This is a genomic window from Pantoea sp. UBA5035 (genome assembly GCF_002415245.1).
Lineage (GTDB): Bacteria > Pseudomonadota > Gammaproteobacteria > Enterobacterales > Enterobacteriaceae > Pantoea > Pantoea septica.
Genome location: NZ_DICD01000017.1, coordinates 164733 through 183390, shown reverse-complemented (window position 1 = coordinate 183390; position 18658 = coordinate 164733). Strand labels below are relative to the sequence as shown.

20 protein-coding genes are annotated in these 18658 nt (G+C 59.8%); 13 read left to right on the top strand and 7 right to left on the bottom strand.

The genetic code is table 11. The annotated features are described in order from the left end of the window. The 9 genes from thpR to panD form a co-directional block, all read left to right on the top strand. Positions 1-329 (top strand): RNA 2',3'-cyclic phosphodiesterase (gene thpR / locus B3229_RS14045; RefSeq protein WP_286871623.1); only part of this gene is annotated, 329 nt, incomplete at its 5' end. Positions 330-341: 12 nt separating this feature from the next. Further along, positions 342-1046: a DNA/RNA nuclease SfsA gene (sfsA, locus tag B3229_RS14040; protein WP_286871620.1), complete on the top strand. Its 705-nt coding sequence runs from the start codon at positions 342-344 to the stop codon at positions 1044-1046. 286 nt (positions 1047-1332) lie between these two features. Continuing rightward, the gene (gene dksA / locus B3229_RS14035; RefSeq protein ID WP_033749555.1) at positions 1333-1788 is read left to right on the top strand and encodes an RNA polymerase-binding protein DksA; all 456 of its coding nucleotides are present in this window, start codon (positions 1333-1335) and stop codon (positions 1786-1788) included. 70 nt (positions 1789-1858) lie between these two features. Then, positions 1859-2788, top strand: coding sequence for a tRNA glutamyl-Q(34) synthetase GluQRS (gluQRS, locus tag B3229_RS14030; RefSeq protein ID WP_286871613.1), 930 nt, complete (start codon positions 1859-1861; stop codon positions 2786-2788). 39 nt (positions 2789-2827) lie between these two features. Further along, positions 2828-4249: a polynucleotide adenylyltransferase PcnB gene (pcnB, locus tag B3229_RS14025; RefSeq protein ID WP_204372948.1), complete on the top strand. Its 1422-nt coding sequence runs from the start codon at positions 2828-2830 to the stop codon at positions 4247-4249. Next, the gene (gene folK, locus B3229_RS14020; protein ID WP_286871610.1) at positions 4246-4731 is read left to right on the top strand and encodes a 2-amino-4-hydroxy-6-hydroxymethyldihydropteridine diphosphokinase; all 486 of its coding nucleotides are present in this window, start codon (positions 4246-4248) and stop codon (positions 4729-4731) included. Before pcnB ends, folK begins: the two co-directional genes overlap by 4 nt. Positions 4732-4819: 88 nt before the next feature. After that, complete coding sequence (panB, locus tag B3229_RS14015) at positions 4820-5614, top strand: 3-methyl-2-oxobutanoate hydroxymethyltransferase (RefSeq protein WP_286871607.1); 795 nt, start codon at positions 4820-4822, stop codon at positions 5612-5614. A gap of 15 nt (positions 5615-5629) precedes the next feature. Further along, positions 5630-6484 carry a pantoate--beta-alanine ligase gene (panC, locus tag B3229_RS14010; RefSeq protein WP_033793537.1) on the top strand — a complete coding sequence of 285 codons (855 nt, stop codon included), beginning with the start codon at positions 5630-5632 and terminating at the stop codon, positions 6482-6484. Between the two features lie 40 nt (positions 6485-6524). Then, positions 6525-6905: an aspartate 1-decarboxylase gene (gene panD / locus B3229_RS14005; RefSeq protein WP_033793535.1), complete on the top strand. Its 381-nt coding sequence runs from the start codon at positions 6525-6527 to the stop codon at positions 6903-6905. A 201-nt stretch (positions 6906-7106) separates the two neighbouring features. Here the strand turns inward: panD and B3229_RS14000 are convergent, their stop codons facing one another. From B3229_RS14000 to hpt, 3 genes are all read right to left on the bottom strand, one after another. Continuing rightward, entirely contained in the window at positions 7107-7877 is a 771-nt protein-coding gene (locus B3229_RS14000; RefSeq protein ID WP_033749545.1) for an ABC transporter permease, read from the bottom strand. After that, positions 7874-8797, bottom strand: coding sequence for an ABC transporter ATP-binding protein (locus B3229_RS13995; RefSeq protein WP_048783848.1), 924 nt, complete (start codon positions 8795-8797; stop codon positions 7874-7876). The genes B3229_RS14000 and B3229_RS13995 overlap by 4 nt, the downstream gene beginning before the upstream one ends. 223 nt (positions 8798-9020) lie before the next feature. Beyond that, positions 9021-9557, bottom strand: coding sequence for a hypoxanthine phosphoribosyltransferase (gene hpt, locus B3229_RS13990; RefSeq protein WP_071997496.1), 537 nt, complete (start codon positions 9555-9557; stop codon positions 9021-9023). Between the two features lie 260 nt (positions 9558-9817). Between hpt and B3229_RS13985 the strand changes: the two genes are divergently transcribed. Then, positions 9818-11101, top strand: a complete 1284-nt coding sequence (locus tag B3229_RS13985) for a cystathionine gamma-synthase family protein (RefSeq protein WP_286871600.1) — start codon at positions 9818-9820, stop codon at positions 11099-11101. Here the strand turns inward: B3229_RS13985 and cueO are convergent, their stop codons facing one another. Continuing rightward, positions 11102-12688, bottom strand: a complete 1587-nt coding sequence (gene cueO / locus B3229_RS13980) for a multicopper oxidase CueO (protein WP_286871598.1) — start codon at positions 12686-12688, stop codon at positions 11102-11104. Between the two features lie 181 nt (positions 12689-12869). Here cueO and B3229_RS13975 point away from each other — a divergent pair, with 181 nt between their 5' ends. The 3 genes from B3229_RS13975 to speD all read left to right on the top strand — a co-directional run bounded on the left by B3229_RS13975 (position 12870) and on the right by speD (position 15001). Further along, complete coding sequence (locus B3229_RS13975) at positions 12870-13217, top strand: YacC family pilotin-like protein (RefSeq protein WP_033749537.1); 348 nt, start codon at positions 12870-12872, stop codon at positions 13215-13217. A gap of 106 nt (positions 13218-13323) precedes the next feature. Further along, positions 13324-14205: a polyamine aminopropyltransferase gene (speE, locus tag B3229_RS13970; RefSeq protein ID WP_048783844.1), complete on the top strand. Its 882-nt coding sequence runs from the start codon at positions 13324-13326 to the stop codon at positions 14203-14205. Beyond that, a complete protein-coding gene (speD, locus tag B3229_RS13965) occupies positions 14192-15001 on the top strand; it encodes an adenosylmethionine decarboxylase (RefSeq protein WP_033749534.1) in 810 nt (269 codons plus the stop codon). The genes speE and speD overlap by 14 nt, the downstream gene beginning before the upstream one ends. 500 nt (positions 15002-15501) lie before the next feature. Here the strand turns inward: speD and B3229_RS13960 are convergent, their stop codons facing one another. From B3229_RS13960 to dtnK, 3 genes are read right to left on the bottom strand one after another with little or no spacing between them, the layout of a single operon-like run. Then, positions 15502-16263 carry a DeoR/GlpR family DNA-binding transcription regulator gene (locus tag B3229_RS13960; protein WP_033749533.1) on the bottom strand — a complete coding sequence of 254 codons (762 nt, stop codon included), beginning with the start codon at positions 16261-16263 and terminating at the stop codon, positions 15502-15504. Between the two features lie 6 nt (positions 16264-16269). Next, complete coding sequence (locus B3229_RS13955) at positions 16270-17250, bottom strand: D-threonate 4-phosphate dehydrogenase (RefSeq protein ID WP_286871593.1); 981 nt, start codon at positions 17248-17250, stop codon at positions 16270-16272. Next, positions 17243-18502 carry a D-threonate kinase gene (dtnK, locus tag B3229_RS13950; protein ID WP_286871590.1) on the bottom strand — a complete coding sequence of 420 codons (1260 nt, stop codon included), beginning with the start codon at positions 18500-18502 and terminating at the stop codon, positions 17243-17245. Before dtnK ends, B3229_RS13955 begins: the two co-directional genes overlap by 8 nt. Positions 18503-18658 lie beyond the last annotated feature (156 nt).

Below are 18658 nucleotides of genomic sequence, written 5' to 3'. Positions count from 1 at the left end.
TTCAGCAGCCCGCATTCGATATCGATCTCGACGACGCCGGCCACTGGCCGCGTCCAGGCGTGGTGTGGATCGGCTGCTGGCTGCCGCCGCGCGGCCTGCTGCAGCTCGCCGATCTGCTGCGCGCCCAGTCGGCGCGCCTCGGCTTCGCCCAGTCCGCACAGCCGTTTCATCCCCACGTCACGCTGCTGCGCGACGCCGCGTCGCGCGTCGCGCTGCCGCCGCGCGACTTTCACTGGCGCTTTCGCGTCGACCATTTCTCGTTGTTTTCCTCGCACTACGCGCGGGGCCGCACGCGCTATCAGGCGCTGGCGAGCTGGCCGCTGACCTGACTCTGGAGCGCTATGCTGTTTTCACCGCCGTTAAAGTCCGCCCGACTGATTACCCGCTATAAGCGTTTTCTCGCCGACGTGGTGACGCCGGAAGGAGAAACCCTGACGATCCACTGCGCCAACACCGGCGCGATGACCGGCTGCGCCACGCCGGGCGATACGGTGTGGTACTCCACGTCCGACAGCCTGACGCGCAAATATCCGCACAGCTGGGAGCTGACCGAAACGCAGCAGGGCTACTGGATCTGCGTCAATACGCTGCGCGCGAATCAGCTGGTTAAAGAGGCGCTGCTCGCCGCTGCGATTCCGGAATTAGCGGGCTATGAGCGCTGCCAGGCTGAAGTCAGGTATGGCGAGGAAAAGAGCCGAATCGACTTCCTGCTTCAGGCAGGCGGCAGACGCAACTGCTATATTGAAGTCAAGTCCGTGACCCTTTTACATCATGGAAAAGGCTATTTTCCGGATGCGGTGACGGTCCGAGGCCAGAAGCACCTGCGCGAGCTAAGCGCCGTCGCGGCTGCCGGCCATCGGGCTGTTTTGTTGTTTGCGGTTCTGCACTCGGGGATTGAGGACGTCTCCCCCGCGCGTCACATCGATGCACGTTACGCAGACCAACTGGTCCAGGCGCAGCAGGACGGCGTAGAGATTTTGGCGTATCGCGCGGATTTATCACCGGCAGGCCTGTTTCTGAAAAAACCGGTTGCCGTAACCTTGTAATATCTTTTGCAAATTGTTGTGGTATGAATGGTTAACGCGAGGCGCCAAATACGCTGTTCCTCACAGGCTTGTCAAGGTGCGATCATCAATAATTGCCAACCTTGACTGCTTCTGTTATTTATAGCGGCCTGTTTTTCCCCGTAGGGGGATCGATGTACCCATTTGCGGCAACGCGGCGAAACCCGCCAGGCAAAATGTAGCCCACTGACTACACTCATCCGCCTGACGCCTAATCGCTGGCGCTGAACCACAAAAGGTATAGTGCGTGTTATCCAGGAGAAACAACATGCAAGAAGGGCAAAACCGTAAAACATCGTCCCTGAGTATTCTCGCCATCGCTGGGGTGGAGCCATACCAGGAGAAGCCGGGCGAAGAGTATATGAACGAAGCCCAGCTGCAACATTTTCGCAAGATTCTGGAAGCCTGGCGCAATCAGCTGCGTGATGAAGTTGACCGTACCGTCTCGCATATGCAGGACGAAGCGGCGAACTTCCCGGATCCGGTTGACCGTGCCGCGCAGGAAGAGGAATTCAGCCTTGAACTGCGTAACCGCGACCGCGAGCGTAAGCTGATCAAGAAGATCGAGAAGACGCTGAAGAAAGTCGAAGACGACGACTTCGGCTACTGCGAGTCCTGCGGCGTGGAAATCGGCATCCGCCGTCTGGAAGCGCGTCCGACCGCCGATCTTTGCATCGACTGCAAGACGCTGGCAGAAATCCGCGAAAAACAGATGGCTGGCTAACGCCACGCCTGACTCACCGCACTGCGGAAAAGCACGTTGTTGTGCCGCTGTGCGGTGACTTTTAAAGCCAGTGTCTACGCATCCCTGCATCGGGCGTTTCGCCCCTTCGCCTTCCGGCGACCTCCATTTCGGCTCGCTGATTGCCGCCCTTGGCAGCTATCTGAGCGCGCGCGCGCAAAACGGCCGCTGGCTGGTGCGCATTGAAGATATCGATCCGCCGCGCGAAGTTCCCGGCGCCGCCACGCGCATTCTGCATCAGCTGGAGCACTACGGCCTGCACTGGGACGGCGACGTCTTGTGGCAGTCGCAGCGTCATGACGCCTATCGCGAGGCGCTGGCCTGGCTGCAGGCGCATCGCCAGAGCTATTACTGCACCTGCACCCGTCGCCGCATCCAGCAGATCGGCGGGTTTTACGACGGCCACTGCCGCGATCGCCATCTGGGACCGGAAAACGCTGCGCTGCGGTTACGCCAGCACGCGCCGGTTTTTAGCTTCGACGATCGGTTGCGCGGCCATTTAGCGGTGGATGCGCGCCTGGCGCAGGAGGATTTTATTATCCATCGCCGCGACGGCCTGTTCGCCTACAACCTTGCGGTGGTGGTCGACGACCATTTTCAGGGCGTAACAGAGATCGTGCGCGGCGCGGATTTGATTGAGCCTACGGTGCGGCAGATCGCCCTTTATCAGCAGTTCGGCTGGCCGCAGCCTGCATATTTGCATTTGCCGCTGGCGATCAATCCCGGCGGCAATAAACTGTCGAAGCAGAATCATGCCCCCTCGCTGCCCGCCGGCGACCCGCGACCGCTGCTGGTACAGGCGCTGCGCTTTCTGGGGCAGCCTGTCGCGATGGGATGGGAAGACGAAACGCAGGAGAAACTGCTGGAAAGCGCGGTCTCGCAGTGGAATATCGCTTTGATACCCCGGGAGAACGCCCTGAAACCGGCAGAGCCGACAACACCATTCCTAAATGATTCGCAACAGGCTATGATTAGCCGCTGATTTTATTTACACCACTTTACGTCGCTGTCGAGGTGTCCCATTTTTACCCGAGTTGCTAATTTTTGCCGGAAAGTCCTCATGCGTGATGAGGAGGCGCCTGTCGAGGTTGAAACTGAGCGTCATCAGATGACCATTATCCCTCGTGAGAGCCATAACATCTCGCGCAAAGACATTAGCGAAAATGCCCTCAAGGTACTCTATCGCCTGAACAAAGCAGGCTATGAATCCTATCTGGTGGGCGGTGGCGTTCGCGACCTGCTGCTGGGTAAAAAGCCCAAGGACTTCGATATCACCACCAACGCCACGCCAGAGCAGATGCGCAAGCTGTTCCGCAACTGCCGTCTGGTCGGGCGTCGCTTCCGTCTGGCGCACGTCATGTTTGGTCCTGAAGTGATCGAAGTCGCCACCTTCCGCGGCCATCATCAGGCTGAAGAAGATGTCGAAGAGGATCGCAATCAGTCGCAGCGCGCCCAGAGCGGCATGCTGCTGCGCGACAATATCTTCGGCAGCATCGAAGACGATGCGCAGCGCCGCGATCTGACGATCAACAGTCTCTACTACAACGTCGCCGACTTTACCGTACGCGACTATGTCGGCGGCCTGCAGGATCTGCAGCAGGGCATCATTCGCCTGATTGGCGATCCCGAGACGCGCTACCGCGAAGATCCGGTGCGTATGCTGCGCGTGGTGCGCTTCGCCGCCAAGCTCGATATGACCATCGCGGCGGAAACCGCCGAACCGATCCCGCGTCTCGCCACGCTGCTGCGCGATATCCCGCCGGCGCGCCTGTTTGAAGAGGCGCTGAAGCTGCTGCAGGCGGGCTACGGCTACAGCACCTATATCAAGCTGCGCGAGTTCCAGCTGTTCCAGCCGCTGTTCCCTACCATTACGCGCAACTTTACCGAAGATGGCGACAGCTATATGGAGCGGATGGTGGCGCAGGTGCTGAAAAACACCGACAGCCGCATCCACAACGATATGCGCGTCAATCCAGCCTTCCTGTTTGCGGCGATGTTCTGGTATCCGCAGCTCGAAGCGGCGCAGCGCATCGCGCAGGAGAGCGGTCTGACCTATTTCGACGCCTTCGCGATGGCGATGAACGATACGCTGGATGAAGCCTGCCGCGCGCTGGCGATCCCGAAACGCATCACCACGCTGATCCGCGATATCTGGCAGCTGCAGCTGCGCATGTCGCGCCGCCACGGCAAACGCGCCTGGAAGCTGATGGAGCATCCGAAATTCCGCGCCGCCTACGATCTGCTGGCGCTGCGCGCCGAGGTCGAGAACAACCCGGAATTGATCCGCCTCAGCCACTGGTGGGGCGAATTCCAGGCCGCCGCGCCGACGCAGCAGAAAACCATGCTCAATACGCTGGGCGACGACCCGGCGCCGCGCCGCAAAACGCGTCGTCCGCGCCGCCGCCCTGCCGCGCCGCGCCGCGACAGCCAGAACGCGTCGTGACACGCGTCTACCTGGCGCTCGGCAGCAACCTTGCCGATCCGCTGCAACAGGTTGACGCAGCGCTGCGGGCGCTCGACGCGCTGCCGGAGACGGCGCGCGTCGCCACCTCCTCTTTCTACCGCACGCCGCCTTACGGTCCGCCGGATCAGCCCGATTACCTGAACGCGGCGGTGGCGCTGGAGACCGATCTCGTGCCGGAAGCGCTGCTGGATCATACCCAGCGTATCGAGCTTGAGCACGGCCGCGTGCGCAAAGCGGAACGCTGGGGGCCGCGCACCCTCGATATCGATATCCTGCTCTTCGGCCAGCAGCGCCTCAACACGCCGCGTCTGATCGTGCCGCACTACGATATGCACAACCGCGCCTTTATGCTGGTGCCGCTGCTGGAGATCGCGCCCGACGCGACGCTGCCGGACGGCCGGCCGCTGCGCGACCTGCTGGCGCGCATCGACGCCAGCGCCATTCGCTCCTGGCACGGCTGACGCCGCACAGATTGATACGCGGGAGATTCCGCTCTCTCGCGCTATCCAGTACACTGCGCCCATCTGAAATACCTGAGTTGAGAGCGCAATGAAACCCACCACTATTTCTCATCTGCGTCAGTGGAAAGCGAGCGGACGTAAGTTTGCCACCCTGACCGCCTACGATTTCAGCTTTGCCCGCCTGTTCGCCGACGAAGGCATCCAGGTGATGCTGATCGGCGATTCGCTCGGCATGACCGTTCAGGGCCATGAGTCGACGCTGCCGGTCACCGTCGCCGATATCGCCTATCACACCGCCGCCGTCCGCCGCGGCGCGCCGCAGGCGCTGGTCATGGCCGACCTGCCCTTTATGAGCTACGCCACGCCGCAGCAAACCTTCGACAGCGCCGCGCAGCTGATGCGCGCCGGCGCTAATATGGTGAAGCTGGAGGGCGGCGCATGGCTGGCGGAGACGGTGCGCATGCTGACCGAGCGCGCAGTGCCGGTGTGCGGCCATCTCGGCCTGACGCCGCAGTCGGTAAATATCTTCGGCGGCTATAAGGTGCAGGGCCGCGACGAGGCGGCCGCCGAGCGGCTGCTGGCCGACGCGCTGGCGCTGGAAGCGGTGGGCGCGCAGCTGATGGTGCTGGAGTGCGTGCCGGTTTCGCTGGCGCAGCGCATCACCCAGGCGCTGACGATCCCGGTTATCGGCATCGGCGCGGGCAACGTCACCGACGGCCAGATTCTGGTGATGCATGACGCCTTCGGCATTACCGGCGGCCATATCCCGAAATTCGCGAAGAACTTTCTCGCCGAGGCGGGCGACATACGCGCCGCTATCCGTCACTATATCGCCGAAGTCGAAGCGGGAACCTATCCTGCGGCTGAACACAGTTTCCAGTAATTAGGGAGCCTTACCGTGCTGATCATTGAAACGCTGCCGATGCTGCGCCATGAAATTCGTCGCTGGCGGCAGGCAGGAAAACGCATCGCGCTGGTGCCGACCATGGGCAATCTGCATGACGGTCATTTAACGCTGGTAGACGAGGCGCGCGAGCGCGGCGATATTGTCGTGGTGTCGATTTTCGTTAACCCGATGCAGTTCGATCGCGCCGACGATCTGGCGCGCTACCCGCGCACCCTGCAGGAGGACTGCGAGAAGCTGAATCGCCGCAGCGTCGATGTGGTATTCGCGCCCGCGCCTGCGGAGGTTTATCCGCATGGACTGGCGAACCAGACCTTTGTCGAGGTGCCGGTGCTGTCGTCGCTGCTGGAAGGCGCAAGCCGTCCCGGCCATTTTCGCGGCGTCGCCACTATCGTCAGCAAGCTGTTTAATCTGGTGCAGCCCGATATCGCCTGTTTCGGCGAAAAGGATTTTCAGCAGCTGGCGATTATTCGCAAGATGGTGGCCGATATGGGCTTCGATATCGAGATTGTCGGCGTGCCGACGGTGCGCGCCAAAGACGGCCTGGCGCTCAGTTCGCGCAACGGCTATCTCACCGACGACGAGCGTCAGCTCGCGCCCGCGCTGGCGCAGGTGATGAACGGCATGGCGGCGCGCCTCGCTAACGGCGAACGCCATATCGAGGAGATTATCGAAGCCGCCGAGGCGGAGCTTAGCGAGAAAGGATTGCGCCCGGACGGACTGGCGATTTGCGACGCCGATACGCTGGAGCCGCTGACGGTCGAGAGCCGTCGCGCGGTGATCCTGATGGCGGCCTGGCTGGGCAAAGCGCGTCTTATTGATAATCAACAGGTCGACCTCACGCAGTAGGCGGGGTCGTTTTCAGGCAGAACAACAAGGTCTTCTGGTTATGATACGTACCGTTTTACAAGGCAAGCTGCACCGCGTGAAGGTGACTCAGGCGGATTTGCACTATGAAGGTTCCTGCGCCATCGATCAGGATTTTCTCGACGCCTCCGGCATCCTGCAATATGAAGCCATTGATATCTATAACGTCACTAACGGCCAGCGCTTTTCTACCTACGCTATTGCCGCTGAACGCGGGTCGAAGATTATTTCGGTGAACGGCGCGGCGGCCCGCTGCGCCTGCGAAGGAGATATCCTGATTATCTGTTCTTACGTGCAGGTCGAGGATGCGGAAGCGCGCCAGTGGCAGCCGAAGGTTGCCTATTTCGAAGGCGACAACGAAATGAAGCGTCTGGCGAAGGCGCTGCCGGTGCAGGTCGCCTGAGTGGGCGGTGCTGACGTGGGCGACGGCAGTCGGCTCTGATGCTAAAGCGCGGGTAACAGGGACCGGAGAGCAAAGCGTCCCGCGCCAGGGATGGCGCGGGCCGAGCGAGCAGGGATGCCTTGAGCGACTTTGCGATCGGGCCCTGTTACCTGCGCCAGCTCTCAGTTTTCATCTTAAGCAGCCATCCGGCTGCTTTTTTTATCAGGTGCGCAGGCCGCGTCCGCGCTGGATCAGCGTGTAGACCAGAATATAAAACACCAGGATAAAGGCGATCAGCACCGACAGGGTAAATACCAGCGGCACATCATTGATGCCGAGGAAGCCGAAGCGGAAGCCGCTGATCATATAAACAATCGGATTCAGCTTCGACACCGCCTGCCAGAACGGCGGCAGCAGCGTCAGCGAATAGAACACCCCGCCCAGATAGGTCAGCGGCGTCAGCACGAAGGTCGGGATCAGGCTGATATCGTCGAAGGTGCGCGCGAACACCGCGTTCAGCAGGCCAGCCAGCGAAAAGAGGATCGCCGTCAGCAGCAGCGTCACTGCCACCATCGACCAGGAGTGGACGTGGAACGGCACGAAAAACAGCGAAATCGCCGTGACCAGCACCCCGACGCAGAGACCGCGCGCCACGCCGCCGCCGACATAGCCGGCGATAATGATATGCGTCGGCACCGGCGCCACCAGCAGCTCTTCGATATTGCGCTGAAACTTGGCGCTGAAGAACGACGAGGCGACGTTGGCGTAGGCGTTGGTGATCACCGCCATCATAATCAGGCCCGGCACGATAAACTGCATGTAGCTGAAGCCGTGCATATCGCCGATGCGCGAGCCGATCAGGTTGCCGAAAATAATAAAATAGAGCGTCATGGTGATTACCGGCGGCACCAGCGTCTGGATCCAGATGCGCGCGAAACGGTTAATCTCCTTGGCCCAGATACTCTTCAGCGCTACCCAGTACAAATGTGTCATGCTTTCGCTCCTTTGCCCTGCACCAGGCTGACAAACAGCTCTTCCAGGCGGTTCGCTTTGTTACGCATGCTCAGTACCTGCACGCCCTGCGCGCTAAGCTGGCCGAACACGCTGTTCAGCCCCTGCTCGCGCATCACTTCGACCTCCAGCGTCGAGGCGTCCACCAGACGATACTGGAACCCTTCCAGCGTCGGCAGCGCGCTACCCGGCGCGAGATCGAGAATAAAGGTTTCCGACTGCAGCTTGGCCAGCAGCCCCTTCATAGAGGTGTTCTCCACCAGCTCGCCGCTCTGGATAATGCCGATATTGCGGCACAGCATCTCCGCCTCTTCCAGATAGTGCGTGGTCAAAATAATGGTGGTGCCTTTTTCGTTCAGCTCTTTCAGGAAGGTCCACATCGAGCGACGCAGCTCGATATCTACGCCCGCCGTCGGCTCGTCGAGGATCAGCAGCTTCGGCTCATGCATCAGCGCGCGGGCGATCATCAGACGACGCTTCATGCCGCCGGAAAGCATCCGCGCGCGCTCGTTGCGCTTGCCCCAGAGATCGAGCTGCGTCAGATACTTCTCTGCGCGCTGCTGCGCATCGCGGCGCTCAACGCCGTAGTAGCCCGCCTGGTTCACGACGATCTGCAGCACGGTCTCGAACGGGTTGAAGTTAAACTCCTGCGGCACCAGGCCGAGCTGGCGTTTGGCGTTGACCACCTCTTTCTCCAGGTCGTAGCCGAACACGCGCACGCTGCCGCCAGATTTGTTCACCAGCGAACTGATAATCCCGATGGTGGTCGATTTGCCCGCGCCGTTTGGTCCCAGCAGCGCATAAAAATCGCCGGCTTCGACGTTAAGATCTATCCCTTTCAGCGCCTGTACGCCGCCGGAATAGGTCTTGGTCAGCCGGGAAAGTTCCAGTGCATAAGTCATTCCGAATCCATATCCTGTTTTAATGTCGGTGTGTCGCGATGGACATAGCGAGCCGCTGGCTGACGCGATGTCGCCGCAACGTTGCTACTTATGATGAGCCACCCTGAGCGTAAAATCTTCCTGGATGGGCATTTTTTTGCGGAGGTGAAGGCTGAACTCCTGAATCGGAGCACAGCCTACACCAGGCTGACGCGGTCAGCCTTGGAAGATTGTGCGGTCAGGCTCAGGATTCGAGCGGCACCACTTTGCCGATATAGGGCAGATGACGATAGCGCTGGGCGTAGTCGATGCCGAAGCCGACCACGAACTCGTCAGGAATGGCGAAGCCGACATATTCCACCGTCACGTCCACTTCGCGACGCTCGGGCTTATCCAGCAGCGTGCAGATGGCGAGGGACTTCGGCTCGCGCAGGCGCAGGATCTCACGTACCTTGCTCAGCGTGTTGCCGGAGTCGATGATATCTTCGACAATCAGCACATCTTTGCCGCGAATATCTTCGTCGAGATCTTTGAGGATTTTCACGTCGCGCGAGCTGGACATGCCGCTACCGTAGCTGGAGGCGGTCATAAAGTCGACTTCGTGGGGCACCTCGACGGCGCGGCAGAGATCGGCCATAAACATAAAGGAGCCGCGCAGCAGCCCGACCAGCACCATCTCGCTGCCGCTGTCGCGATAGCGCTCGGAAATCTCTTTACCCAGTTCGGCAATGCGCGTTGCGATCGCCTCTTCGGAAATCATCACTTCAACAGTATGTTTCAAAACCTGTACTTCTCGTTGATTTTAAAGGGATCGTCCATCCTCAGCAGCGGATGAACAGAGAGAACCCGCTCAGACCTGAGCGGGTAGCGATTCGCAGGAGAGTATCACAGCTTGCCAGACGCGGCGAGATGTAGCGCCAGCCTCATCGTGCATGGATGATATAAACTTAGAACATACCGGCCTTTACCAGAACATTCCGCTGCATGTTAGCTTATGCCCAACATATCGTTACCTTACATCTGCCCTGAGCAGGAGATCCCATGTCCCATAACTCCAGTAAAAAAACCCATATTGGCGATCGTAAGCTGCATCCTGAAACCCAGATGCTGAACTACGGCTACGATCCGCGCCTGTCGGAAGGCGCGGTCAAACCGCCGGTATTTCTGACCTCGACCTTTGTTTTTAACAGCGCCGAAGAGGGACGCGACTTCTTCGATTACGTGTCGGGACGGCGCCAGCCGCCGGAAGGAAAAAGCGGCGGTCTGGTCTATTCGCGCTTTAACCATCCCAACAGCGAAATCGTTGAAGATCGCCTGGCAATCTATGAAGAAGCGGAGAGCTGCGCCCTGTTCTCGTCAGGCATGTCGGCCATCTCCACCACCCTGCTGACCTTTGCGCGCCCGGGCGATGTGATCCTGCATTCGCAGCCGCTCTACGGCGGCACCGAGACGCTGCTGAGTAAAACGCTGCACAACCTGAATATCGAGCCGGTCGGCTTCAGCGACGGCACCGATGAGGAGAAAGTGCGCGCCGCCGCGCAGAAGGCGCTGAGCCTGGGGCGCGTCGCGCTGATTCTGATCGAGACGCCCGCTAACCCCACCAACAGCCTGGTAGATATCGCGCTGATCGCGCGCATCGCCGATGAGATCGGCCAGCAGCAGGGATCGCGTCCGGTCGTCGCCTGCGACAATACGCTGCTCGGCCCGCTGTTTCAGCGTCCGCTGAACTTCGGCGCCGATATCTCGCTCTACTCGCTGACCAAATATGTCGGCGGCCATTCCGATCTGATTGCCGGCGCGGCGATGGGCAGCAAAGCGCTGATTACTCAGATACGCTCGCTGCGCAGCGCCATCGGTACTCAGCTCGATCCGCACTCCAGCTGGATGATTGGCCGTTCGCTGGAAACGCTGTCGCTGCGTATGGAGAAGGCCTGGCAGAACGCCGAGGCGGTGGCCGCCTTTTTGCGCGACCATGAGAAGGTGGCGAAGCTGCAGTGGCTGCCCTACCTCGACGAGAACAGCGCCGAAGGCCGCACCTTCCGCCAGCAGTGTAGCGGCGCCGGTTCGACCTTTTCGTTCGATATCGTCGGCGGACAGCCCGCCGCGTTCCGCTTCCTCAACGCGCTGGCGCTGTTTAAACAGGCGGTGAGCCTGGGCGGCACCGAGTCGCTTGCCAGCCATCCCGGCAGCACCACCCATTCCGGCGTGCCGGAGGCGGTCAGGCAGCGCATCGGCATCAGCGACGCCACTATCCGCCTCTCGATAGGCATCGAGAACGCCGGCGATCTGGTAGAAGATATTCGCCTGGCGCTCGAGAAAGCCTGATTAGCCGACGCTGAAGCCCAGCATCATGCCGGTGTCTTCATGCTCCAGCAAATGGCAGTGCGCCATATAGGCGTGTTCGGCGGCGGCGCGGTGGTCAAAGCGCACCAGCACTTCGCTGCGCCAGCCGTCGACATTGACCATATCTTTCCAGCCCTGGCGGTGCGGCGCAGGCGGCTTGCCGTTTTCTGAGAGAATGCGGAACTGTGTGCCGTGAATATGGAAAGGATGCAGCATCTTGTCGCCTTCGCCGGAGATGGTCCATTTTTCCAGCTGGCCGGGCGTAACGTTAAACATCGGCTTCGCCATATTAAAGGCCTGGCCGTTGATCTTGTTGCCGCTATGGAAGTCGTAGCCCTGGGCTGCGCCGCCGTGGGCGTTATGCATCGACATATCATGGCCGTCCATCGCCTCGCCGCCGCTCTCTGCCGGCATGGCGTGATGGCCGCCCGCCTTGCCCATCGCTTTATCGCCGTAGCGCTGCATCAGCGCCGCCATGCCTTGCTGGTCGAGCTGCGGATCCATCATCAGCTGTAGCCAGCGCGCGTTGGCGCCTTCCGCCGAGGGCACCGGCGGCAGCTGCACCAGGCTATCCGGCAGCGTCGCGCTCGCCATCACGCGCAGCGGCAGGATCTGCACCAGCGGCAGCGGCTGGTCGAACGGCGCCAGCGTCATGCCCATCTGCTCAACCGGCAGGGTGACGATATCGAAGCTTTTGCCGTCGGAGGTATCGACCATCACCTCAAAGCGCTCGCCCGGCAGCAGCGGCAGTGATGCCACCTTCACCGGCTCCGCCAGCAGGCCGCCGTCGCTGCCAATAACATAGAGCGGTCGGTTGTCGCTGGCGGCGATATGCAGCGAGCGCGCGTTGCAGCCGTTCAGCAGGCGCAGGCGCAGCCAGCCGCGCGGCACCGCCTGCTGCGGATACTGAACGCCGTTGGTCAGCATCATATCGCCGAACCAGCCTACCGCGGCGCTCATGATGTCGAGCTGGTAGTCGATGCGGCTGCCGTCCTGGGAGAGCCGCTTGTCCTGGAAAATCAGCGGCACATCGTCCGAGCCCCACTGCGACGGCAGACGCAGCTTGTCGGTCTCATCGTCCTGCAGCAGGATCAGACCCGCCAGTCCTTGCGCCACCTGATGGCCGGTTTTGCCATGCAGGTGCGGATGGAACCAGCAGGTGGCGGCGGGCTGATCCGGCGTAAAGGTGACCTGCCGCGTCGCGCCAGGTTCGATGCGCGCCATCGGCCCGCCGTCGACGTCGCCAGGGATCGCCAGCCCGTGCCAGTGCAGCGTGGTCGCTTCCGGCAGCCGGTTAAGGATATTGACCGTGGCCGGTTTGCCGCGGCGCAGCACGATGGCCGGTCCCAGCAGCGCGCCGTTGTAGCCCCATGTCGGCACATCCTTGCCCTGCCACTGGCTGGTGCCGGTCATGGCGGTGATCTGGATCTGGCCGCGCGGATCGGGCTCCAGCCTTGAAGGAACCGGCAGCAGCGGACGGCTGGCCGCCATCAGGGATCGACTCCAGAGCGGCAGCGCTCCGGCTGCACTCAGCGCGGCGGTCAGCTTGAGAAAGTGGCGACGATGCATAGCTTATTCATCCGTGTGATAAGGGAACCACAGCCTAAACCCTTCCCCTGCGGGAGGGTCAAGCTCTTGATAGCGGAAACGCCTGAAAAAAGTGCGCAAGCCGGCGTCCAGCGGCAAAATAATCGGAATCCTGCCAGGCACTGTGCTATCGTCACATGATGATTAATGAATGAGAACCACTATGAAGAAAAGCATCAAGATCCTGTTACTGTCAGGACTCCTTGGCTTCTCCTCCACCAGTTTCGCGCTGAGCGAATCCGAAGCAGAAGATCTGGCCGATCTCACCGCGGTATTCGTTTATCTGAAAAATGATTGCGGCTATCAGGATCTGCCTGATGCGCAAATCCGCAAAGCTCTGGTGTTTTTCGCCCAGCAGAACCGCTGGGATTTGAGTAATTACGCTGCCTACAATATGAAGGCGCTTGGCGAAGCGAGCTACAAAGATCTGAGCGGCATCGCCATTACCAACGACAAGAAGTGCAAGTCGCTGGCGCGCGATTCCCTCAGCCTGCTCGCCTACGTTAAATAAGCCCAAGCCCGCTTCTTCGCCGATCATTCGACCGTGCATGCACGGTCACTCCTGGTTATGATGTGTCGCTCTTTTTCATGGCGAAGTCATCAGAGAGGAGCCCACCATGGCGCAAAAAGAAATGTGGTATGAAACCCTTCATGCCGGTTTCGGACAATATTTCACGGTCGACAAAGAGCTGTACCGGGAAAAGACCGCGCATCAGGATTTGATCATCTTCGAAAACGCGCAGATGGGCCGCGTAATGGCGCTGGACGGCGTGGTGCAGACCACCGAGCGCGACGAATTCATCTATCACGAAATGATGACGCACGTGCCGCTGCTGGCGCACGGCGCGGCGAAGCGCGTGCTGATTATCGGCGGCGGCGACGGCGCGATGCTGCGCGAGGTGGCGCGTCATCAGCAGCTGGAAAGCATCACAATGGTGGAGATTGACGCCGGCGTCGTAACCTTCTGCCAGCAATATCTCCCCAACCATAGCCAGGGTGCGTATAACGATCCGCGTCTCAATCTGGTGATCGACGACGGCGTAAACTTCGTCAACCAGACGCAGGAAAAATTCGACGTGATCATCTCCGACTGCACCGATCCTGTCGGTCCCGGCGAGAGCCTGTTCACCTCGGAATTTTACGCGGGCTGTAAAAACGCTCTCAATCCCGGCGGGATTTTTGTGGCGCAGAACGGCGTCTGCTTTCTGCAGCAGGAAGAGGCGATCAACAGCCATCGTAAACTGAGCCACTATTTCGCCGACGTCAGTTTTTATCAGGCGGCGATACCGACCTACTACGGCGGCATTATGACCTTCGCCTGGGCGAGCGATAATCCGGCGCTGCGTCAGCTCGATCTCGCCACGCTGCAGGCGCGTTTCGCTGAGGCTGGCCTGCCGTGCCGCTACTACAATCCAGCGATCCATGTCGGTAGTTTCGCGCTGCCGCAGTACCTGCTGAACGCCCTTTATAAGGAGGTGAACCAAATTGCAAAAGCTTAAACTGCATGGCTTCAACAACCTGACCAAAAGCCTGAGTTTTTGTATTTACGATATTTGTTATGCGAATACTGAAGCCGAACGCGATGGCTATATCGCCTATATCGATGAGCAGTACAACGCCACTCGTCTGACCGAGATCCTGACGGAAACCTGCTCGATCATCGGTGCCAACGTGCTGAATATCGCGCGCCAGGATTATGAACCACAGGGCGCCAGCGTCACCATTCTGGTGAGCGAAGAGCCGATCGATCCAAAAGACATCGACAATTCGGAACATCCCGGTCCGCTGCCTAACTCCGTGGTGGCGCACCTGGATAAGAGCCATATCTGCGTGCACACCTATCCGGAAAGCCATCCTGAAGGCGGTCTTTGCACCTTCCGCGCGGATATCGAAGTGTCAACCTGCGGCGTGATTTCCCCGCTGAAGGCGCTGAATTACCTGATCCACCAGCTGGAGTCCGATATCGTAACCGTCGACTATCGCGTGCGCGGCTTTACCCGCGACGTAAACGGCGTGAAGCACTTTATCGATCATGAGATCAATTCCATCCAGAACTTTATGTCGGAAGATATGAAAGCGATGTATGACATGGTGGATGTGAACGTTTATCAGGAAAATATCTTTCACACCAAGATGTTGCTGAAAGAGTTCGACCTGAAGCACTACCTGTTCAATACTCGTCCTGAAGATCTCAGCCCGGCGGAACATAAGCGCATTACCGACCTGCTGTGGAAAGAGATGCGCGAGATTTACTACGGTCGCAATATTCCGGCGGTGGGATTGAAAACGTTTTAATGATTAGGCGCGCGATGCCTGAAAATGACGGCAGGCGCGCGCTTTTTTGGCTTTGGGGTTTTAGTTTTATGGGTGCTGCGGGCAGGATTGAGGCTGCCTGTACGGCAGTGCACTTGTTGTCTTAGATTTTTGCTAATGTGCTCATTTTCTAAGCTGCCTGTACGGCAGTGAACCTGTTACCTTATCAAACTAAGCTACTCATATCCCAGCAAAAAACCGCATTTACGCGGCTTTAACCCTTTTATTTAGCATGCAAAAAATCACCTTATTTTTCAATGAGTTATAAAACATTGCAAAAAAAGGGTTTAAAGAAGCACTCAAAAATCAAGCCTGAGGTAGGAAATGCTCATTACTCTCGCAACAAACAGCAGTAGCGCACTTATCCTCACAGCGCTTAATAACGCTCATCCCTAATAAGCGCGCAGTGTCCCCCGCCCTTCACTCTTATTTCAGCAAGTAAAGAGCGGATACGGCGCGTGCCAGTTAAATTGCCAGCAATATTAATCCGTCAGCGCCAGCGCAATCCCGCGCTCGCGCAGCGTGCGGCAGACGTCATCGTCTAACCGGCTGTCGGTCACCACATCGGTCAGCTCATCCACCGGCGCGGCGCAGAACAGCGACCAGGAGCCATATTTGCTGCTGTCCGCCAGCAGGATGCGGCGGCGCGCATTCGCCAGCAGATCGCGCTTCAGCCCGGCCTTCTCTTCCGTTGGCGTGGTGATGCCGCGCTCCAGACTCCAGGAGTTGCAGCTGACGAAAGCGATATCGGGATTGATGCTGCGCAGCAGACGTCGCCCGTGCTCGCCGACGCACGACTGGCTCGAGTCGTCGATGCGGCCGCCGATAATGGTTACTTCAATCTGTTTGAATTCCGAGAGAAACAGTGCGATATGCAGATCGGCGGTAATGACGCGCAGCGGCAAGTGGGTCAGCTGACGCGCCAGCTCCAGCATGGTGGTGCCGGCGTCCAGCACAACCGCATCGCCCGACTGTACAAAGGTGGCGGCGTGGTGGGCGATAGCCTGCTTCTCCGCCAGGTTACGCTGCATCTTCTCCAGCGTGGTGGGCTGCGCCGGAATAAAACGGTTCAGCGTGACGCCGCCGTGGCTGCGGCTAATCACCCCTTCTTTATCCAGCTTAATCAAATCACGTCGAATGGTTGCTGGCGAGGCGGAAATGGCACTCACCAGCTGATCAACAGTCACCAGATTATGGCTTTTCAGATAGTCCATAATCTGGTCAAGGCGACTTTGTCCCTTCATATTTCCCTATGCTAGCTGCATCGCGAGTTTAATGGAGATCGCCATGCTCTCAGACTTCGCTTTACCTGTCCATGCGATATCAAAAGCGGTGCCGTGGTCCGCAGAGGTGCGGATAAACGGCAGGCCGGCAGTGATATTGACGCCGTCGTAAAAGCCAAGCAGTTTCAGCGGGATATGTCCCTGATCGTGATACATCGCCACCACGATGTCATACTGTCCTTCTTGGCACTGCAGGAACACCGTATCCGGCGGACAGGGGCCAAAAACCTCAATGCCCTGCGCCTGCATCGCCTTCACCGCGGGCGCGACGGTGGTGATCTCCTCGTCGCCGAACAGGCCATTTTCACCAGCGTGCGGATTAACGCCCGCTACCGCAATACGCGGCTTCTCAAAGCCGACGCGGCGCAGGAAGGTGTCCGCCATGCCAATTACTGTCTCAATGCGCGAGCGGTTCAGCGTGTCGAGGAACTTGCGCAGCGCGATATGCGTCGTGACGTGAATCACTTTCAGCTTATCGGTGTAGAGCACCATCGCGTAATCTTTGGTGTTGGTCAGGTGCGCCAGCAGCTCGGTATGGCCAGGATAGAGATGGCCCGCCGAGTGCAGCGCCTCTTTGTTCAGCGGCGCGGTGGCGATGGCCTGAACTTCGCCCGCCAGCGCCAGCTCGGTGGCACGCTTCACGCAGCGCCAGGCGAGATCGCCCGCCTGCTTCTGCACCACACCTGGCTTGAGCGCTTCCGGATCGGCCAGCGGCTCATCGATAACGTTGACGATGCCTGGCGCGAAGTGCGCCTCTTTTACGCTATCCAGCACGCGCAGCTCAACCTGCGGCGTAATATTCAGGGCAAGGATGCGGCGCAGCGTCGCCGCGCATCCCACCACCACCGCCGGCGCGCCGTTAAGGTCGCCTTCCGCCAGCGCTTTGATGATGATCTCCGGGCTGATGCCCGCCGGATCGCCCATGGTCACCGCAATAATTTTACTCACTCGACTTCTCCTCAATAAAACGAATGGCTGCTACCAGGGTGTTTTCGTCGCCAAAACCGCCCGCTTTGGTCATCACCGGCAGGGTAAATTCACTGTTAAGCAGGACGCCGTGCGGCACGCAGCCCGCCACGATGCCCTGAATCTGAAAGCCGCTGGCGCCCAGCGCCTGCGCTACCGCAATCGCCACGTCGCCGCCGGAGAGATAGAGTCCGGCCGGGCGCTGCGCGCGGCAGAGCCTCAGGGTCAGTTCGCCCAGAAACTGGCAAATCGCTTCGCCAAGCTGCTGACGCGTGATCTGCTGCTGTTGACACAGCGCGTCGATCTCATGGCGCTGATCGGCCCGCTGGCAGGTGCGGATCACCGTATGCTGGCCATTGCGCAGCGCGGCGAGCGCCTGCTCCGTCCACTGCGCGCTATTCGGCCAGCAAGGGCGTTCAAACAGCTGGCGGATATCGATATCCACCAGCGCGATATCTCGCTGCGCCGCCAGCCGCGCGATCTGCTGCTGGGCGCTGGCGCTCATCGAGCCGATAACGGCCAGCACCGGCGCGGGGTTGCGTGCCGCCAGCTGTGCGCCAAGCGCGTCGCTCAGTCCGGCCGCGCCGACCAGCAGCGGCGTTTCGTCAAGCTGCGCCGCGGCGGCCAAGATGCGCGCGATGTCGCTTTCGCTTTCCGCATCGATCACCACCGCGCCCTGCTGCTCCGCCAGCAGCGCGGCAAAACGATCGCTGCGCAGCGTGGCGAGATCGATCTCGGCGCCCGCGATCCCGAGCTGCGTTAATACCCGCGCGCTGATCACCGGCGTTTTTGGATCGCTGGCGTATTCGGTCTCGGTCAGCGACACGCCGTTCACCAGCACCTCGCCGCGGCGCGTGACGCGGCCCAGCCGAGGGACGGCGGGCACGATCAGCGCCCGCTTTTTGCCGCTGGCGGCCAGCGCGGCGCGCACTTCGGCGCCGATATTGCCACGCAGCGTGGAGTCGATCTTTTTAAACAGCCAGCCCCGGGCAATAAAAGCCTGATGTTGACGCACCACCGCTTCGGTACGCGCCATCGCCTCTGCGGCGCTGACGGCGCGACTGTCGGTGCTGATCACCCAGACGTCGGCGGAGGCGGCATCCAGCGGCGTCTCGCTGCTGAACAGGACATGCACGCGAGCGCCCGCCTGCGCCAGACCGCTGCCTGCGTCGTTCGCACCGGTAAAGTCATCGGCGATCACCAGCACTGGCGTTTTCCATGACCTCTGCGTCATCTTCTCTCCTGATTCGGCGGTATGCCGCTGTGAATGATTATATTCAATCATGATTGATTATATGTGAGCAAGATCAAATTAATCGAAATCGATATGTCCTATAAATTGACCCACAGTAAGTGACAGATATCGCACTAACATGAGCAAACCTAATCA

Excerpts from the sequence above, each read along its gene's own strand:
- B3229_RS13995 (WP_048783848.1), bottom strand. The coding sequence starts at position 8,797 with ATGACTTATGCACTGGAACTTTCCCGGCTGACCAAGACCTATTCCGGC.
- B3229_RS13960 (WP_033749533.1), bottom strand. The coding sequence starts at position 16,263 with ATGAAGGGACAAAGTCGCCTTGACCAGATTATGGACTATCTGAAAAGC.
- dtnK (WP_286871590.1), bottom strand. The coding sequence starts at position 18,502 with ATGACGCAGAGGTCATGGAAAACGCCAGTGCTGGTGATCGCCGATGAC.
- B3229_RS14000 (WP_033749545.1), bottom strand. The coding sequence starts at position 7,877 with ATGACACATTTGTACTGGGTAGCGCTGAAGAGTATCTGGGCCAAGGAG.
- dksA (WP_033749555.1), top strand. The coding sequence starts at position 1,333 with ATGCAAGAAGGGCAAAACCGTAAAACATCGTCCCTGAGTATTCTCGCC.
- panD (WP_033793535.1), top strand. The coding sequence starts at position 6,525 with ATGATACGTACCGTTTTACAAGGCAAGCTGCACCGCGTGAAGGTGACT.
- B3229_RS13975 (WP_033749537.1), top strand. The coding sequence starts at position 12,870 with ATGAAGAAAAGCATCAAGATCCTGTTACTGTCAGGACTCCTTGGCTTC.
- speE (WP_048783844.1), top strand. The coding sequence starts at position 13,324 with ATGGCGCAAAAAGAAATGTGGTATGAAACCCTTCATGCCGGTTTCGGA.
- sfsA (WP_286871620.1), top strand. The coding sequence starts at position 342 with ATGCTGTTTTCACCGCCGTTAAAGTCCGCCCGACTGATTACCCGCTAT.
- cueO (WP_286871598.1), bottom strand. The coding sequence starts at position 12,688 with ATGCATCGTCGCCACTTTCTCAAGCTGACCGCCGCGCTGAGTGCAGCC.
- panB (WP_286871607.1), top strand. The coding sequence starts at position 4,820 with ATGAAACCCACCACTATTTCTCATCTGCGTCAGTGGAAAGCGAGCGGA.
- B3229_RS13985 (WP_286871600.1), top strand. The coding sequence starts at position 9,818 with ATGTCCCATAACTCCAGTAAAAAAACCCATATTGGCGATCGTAAGCTG.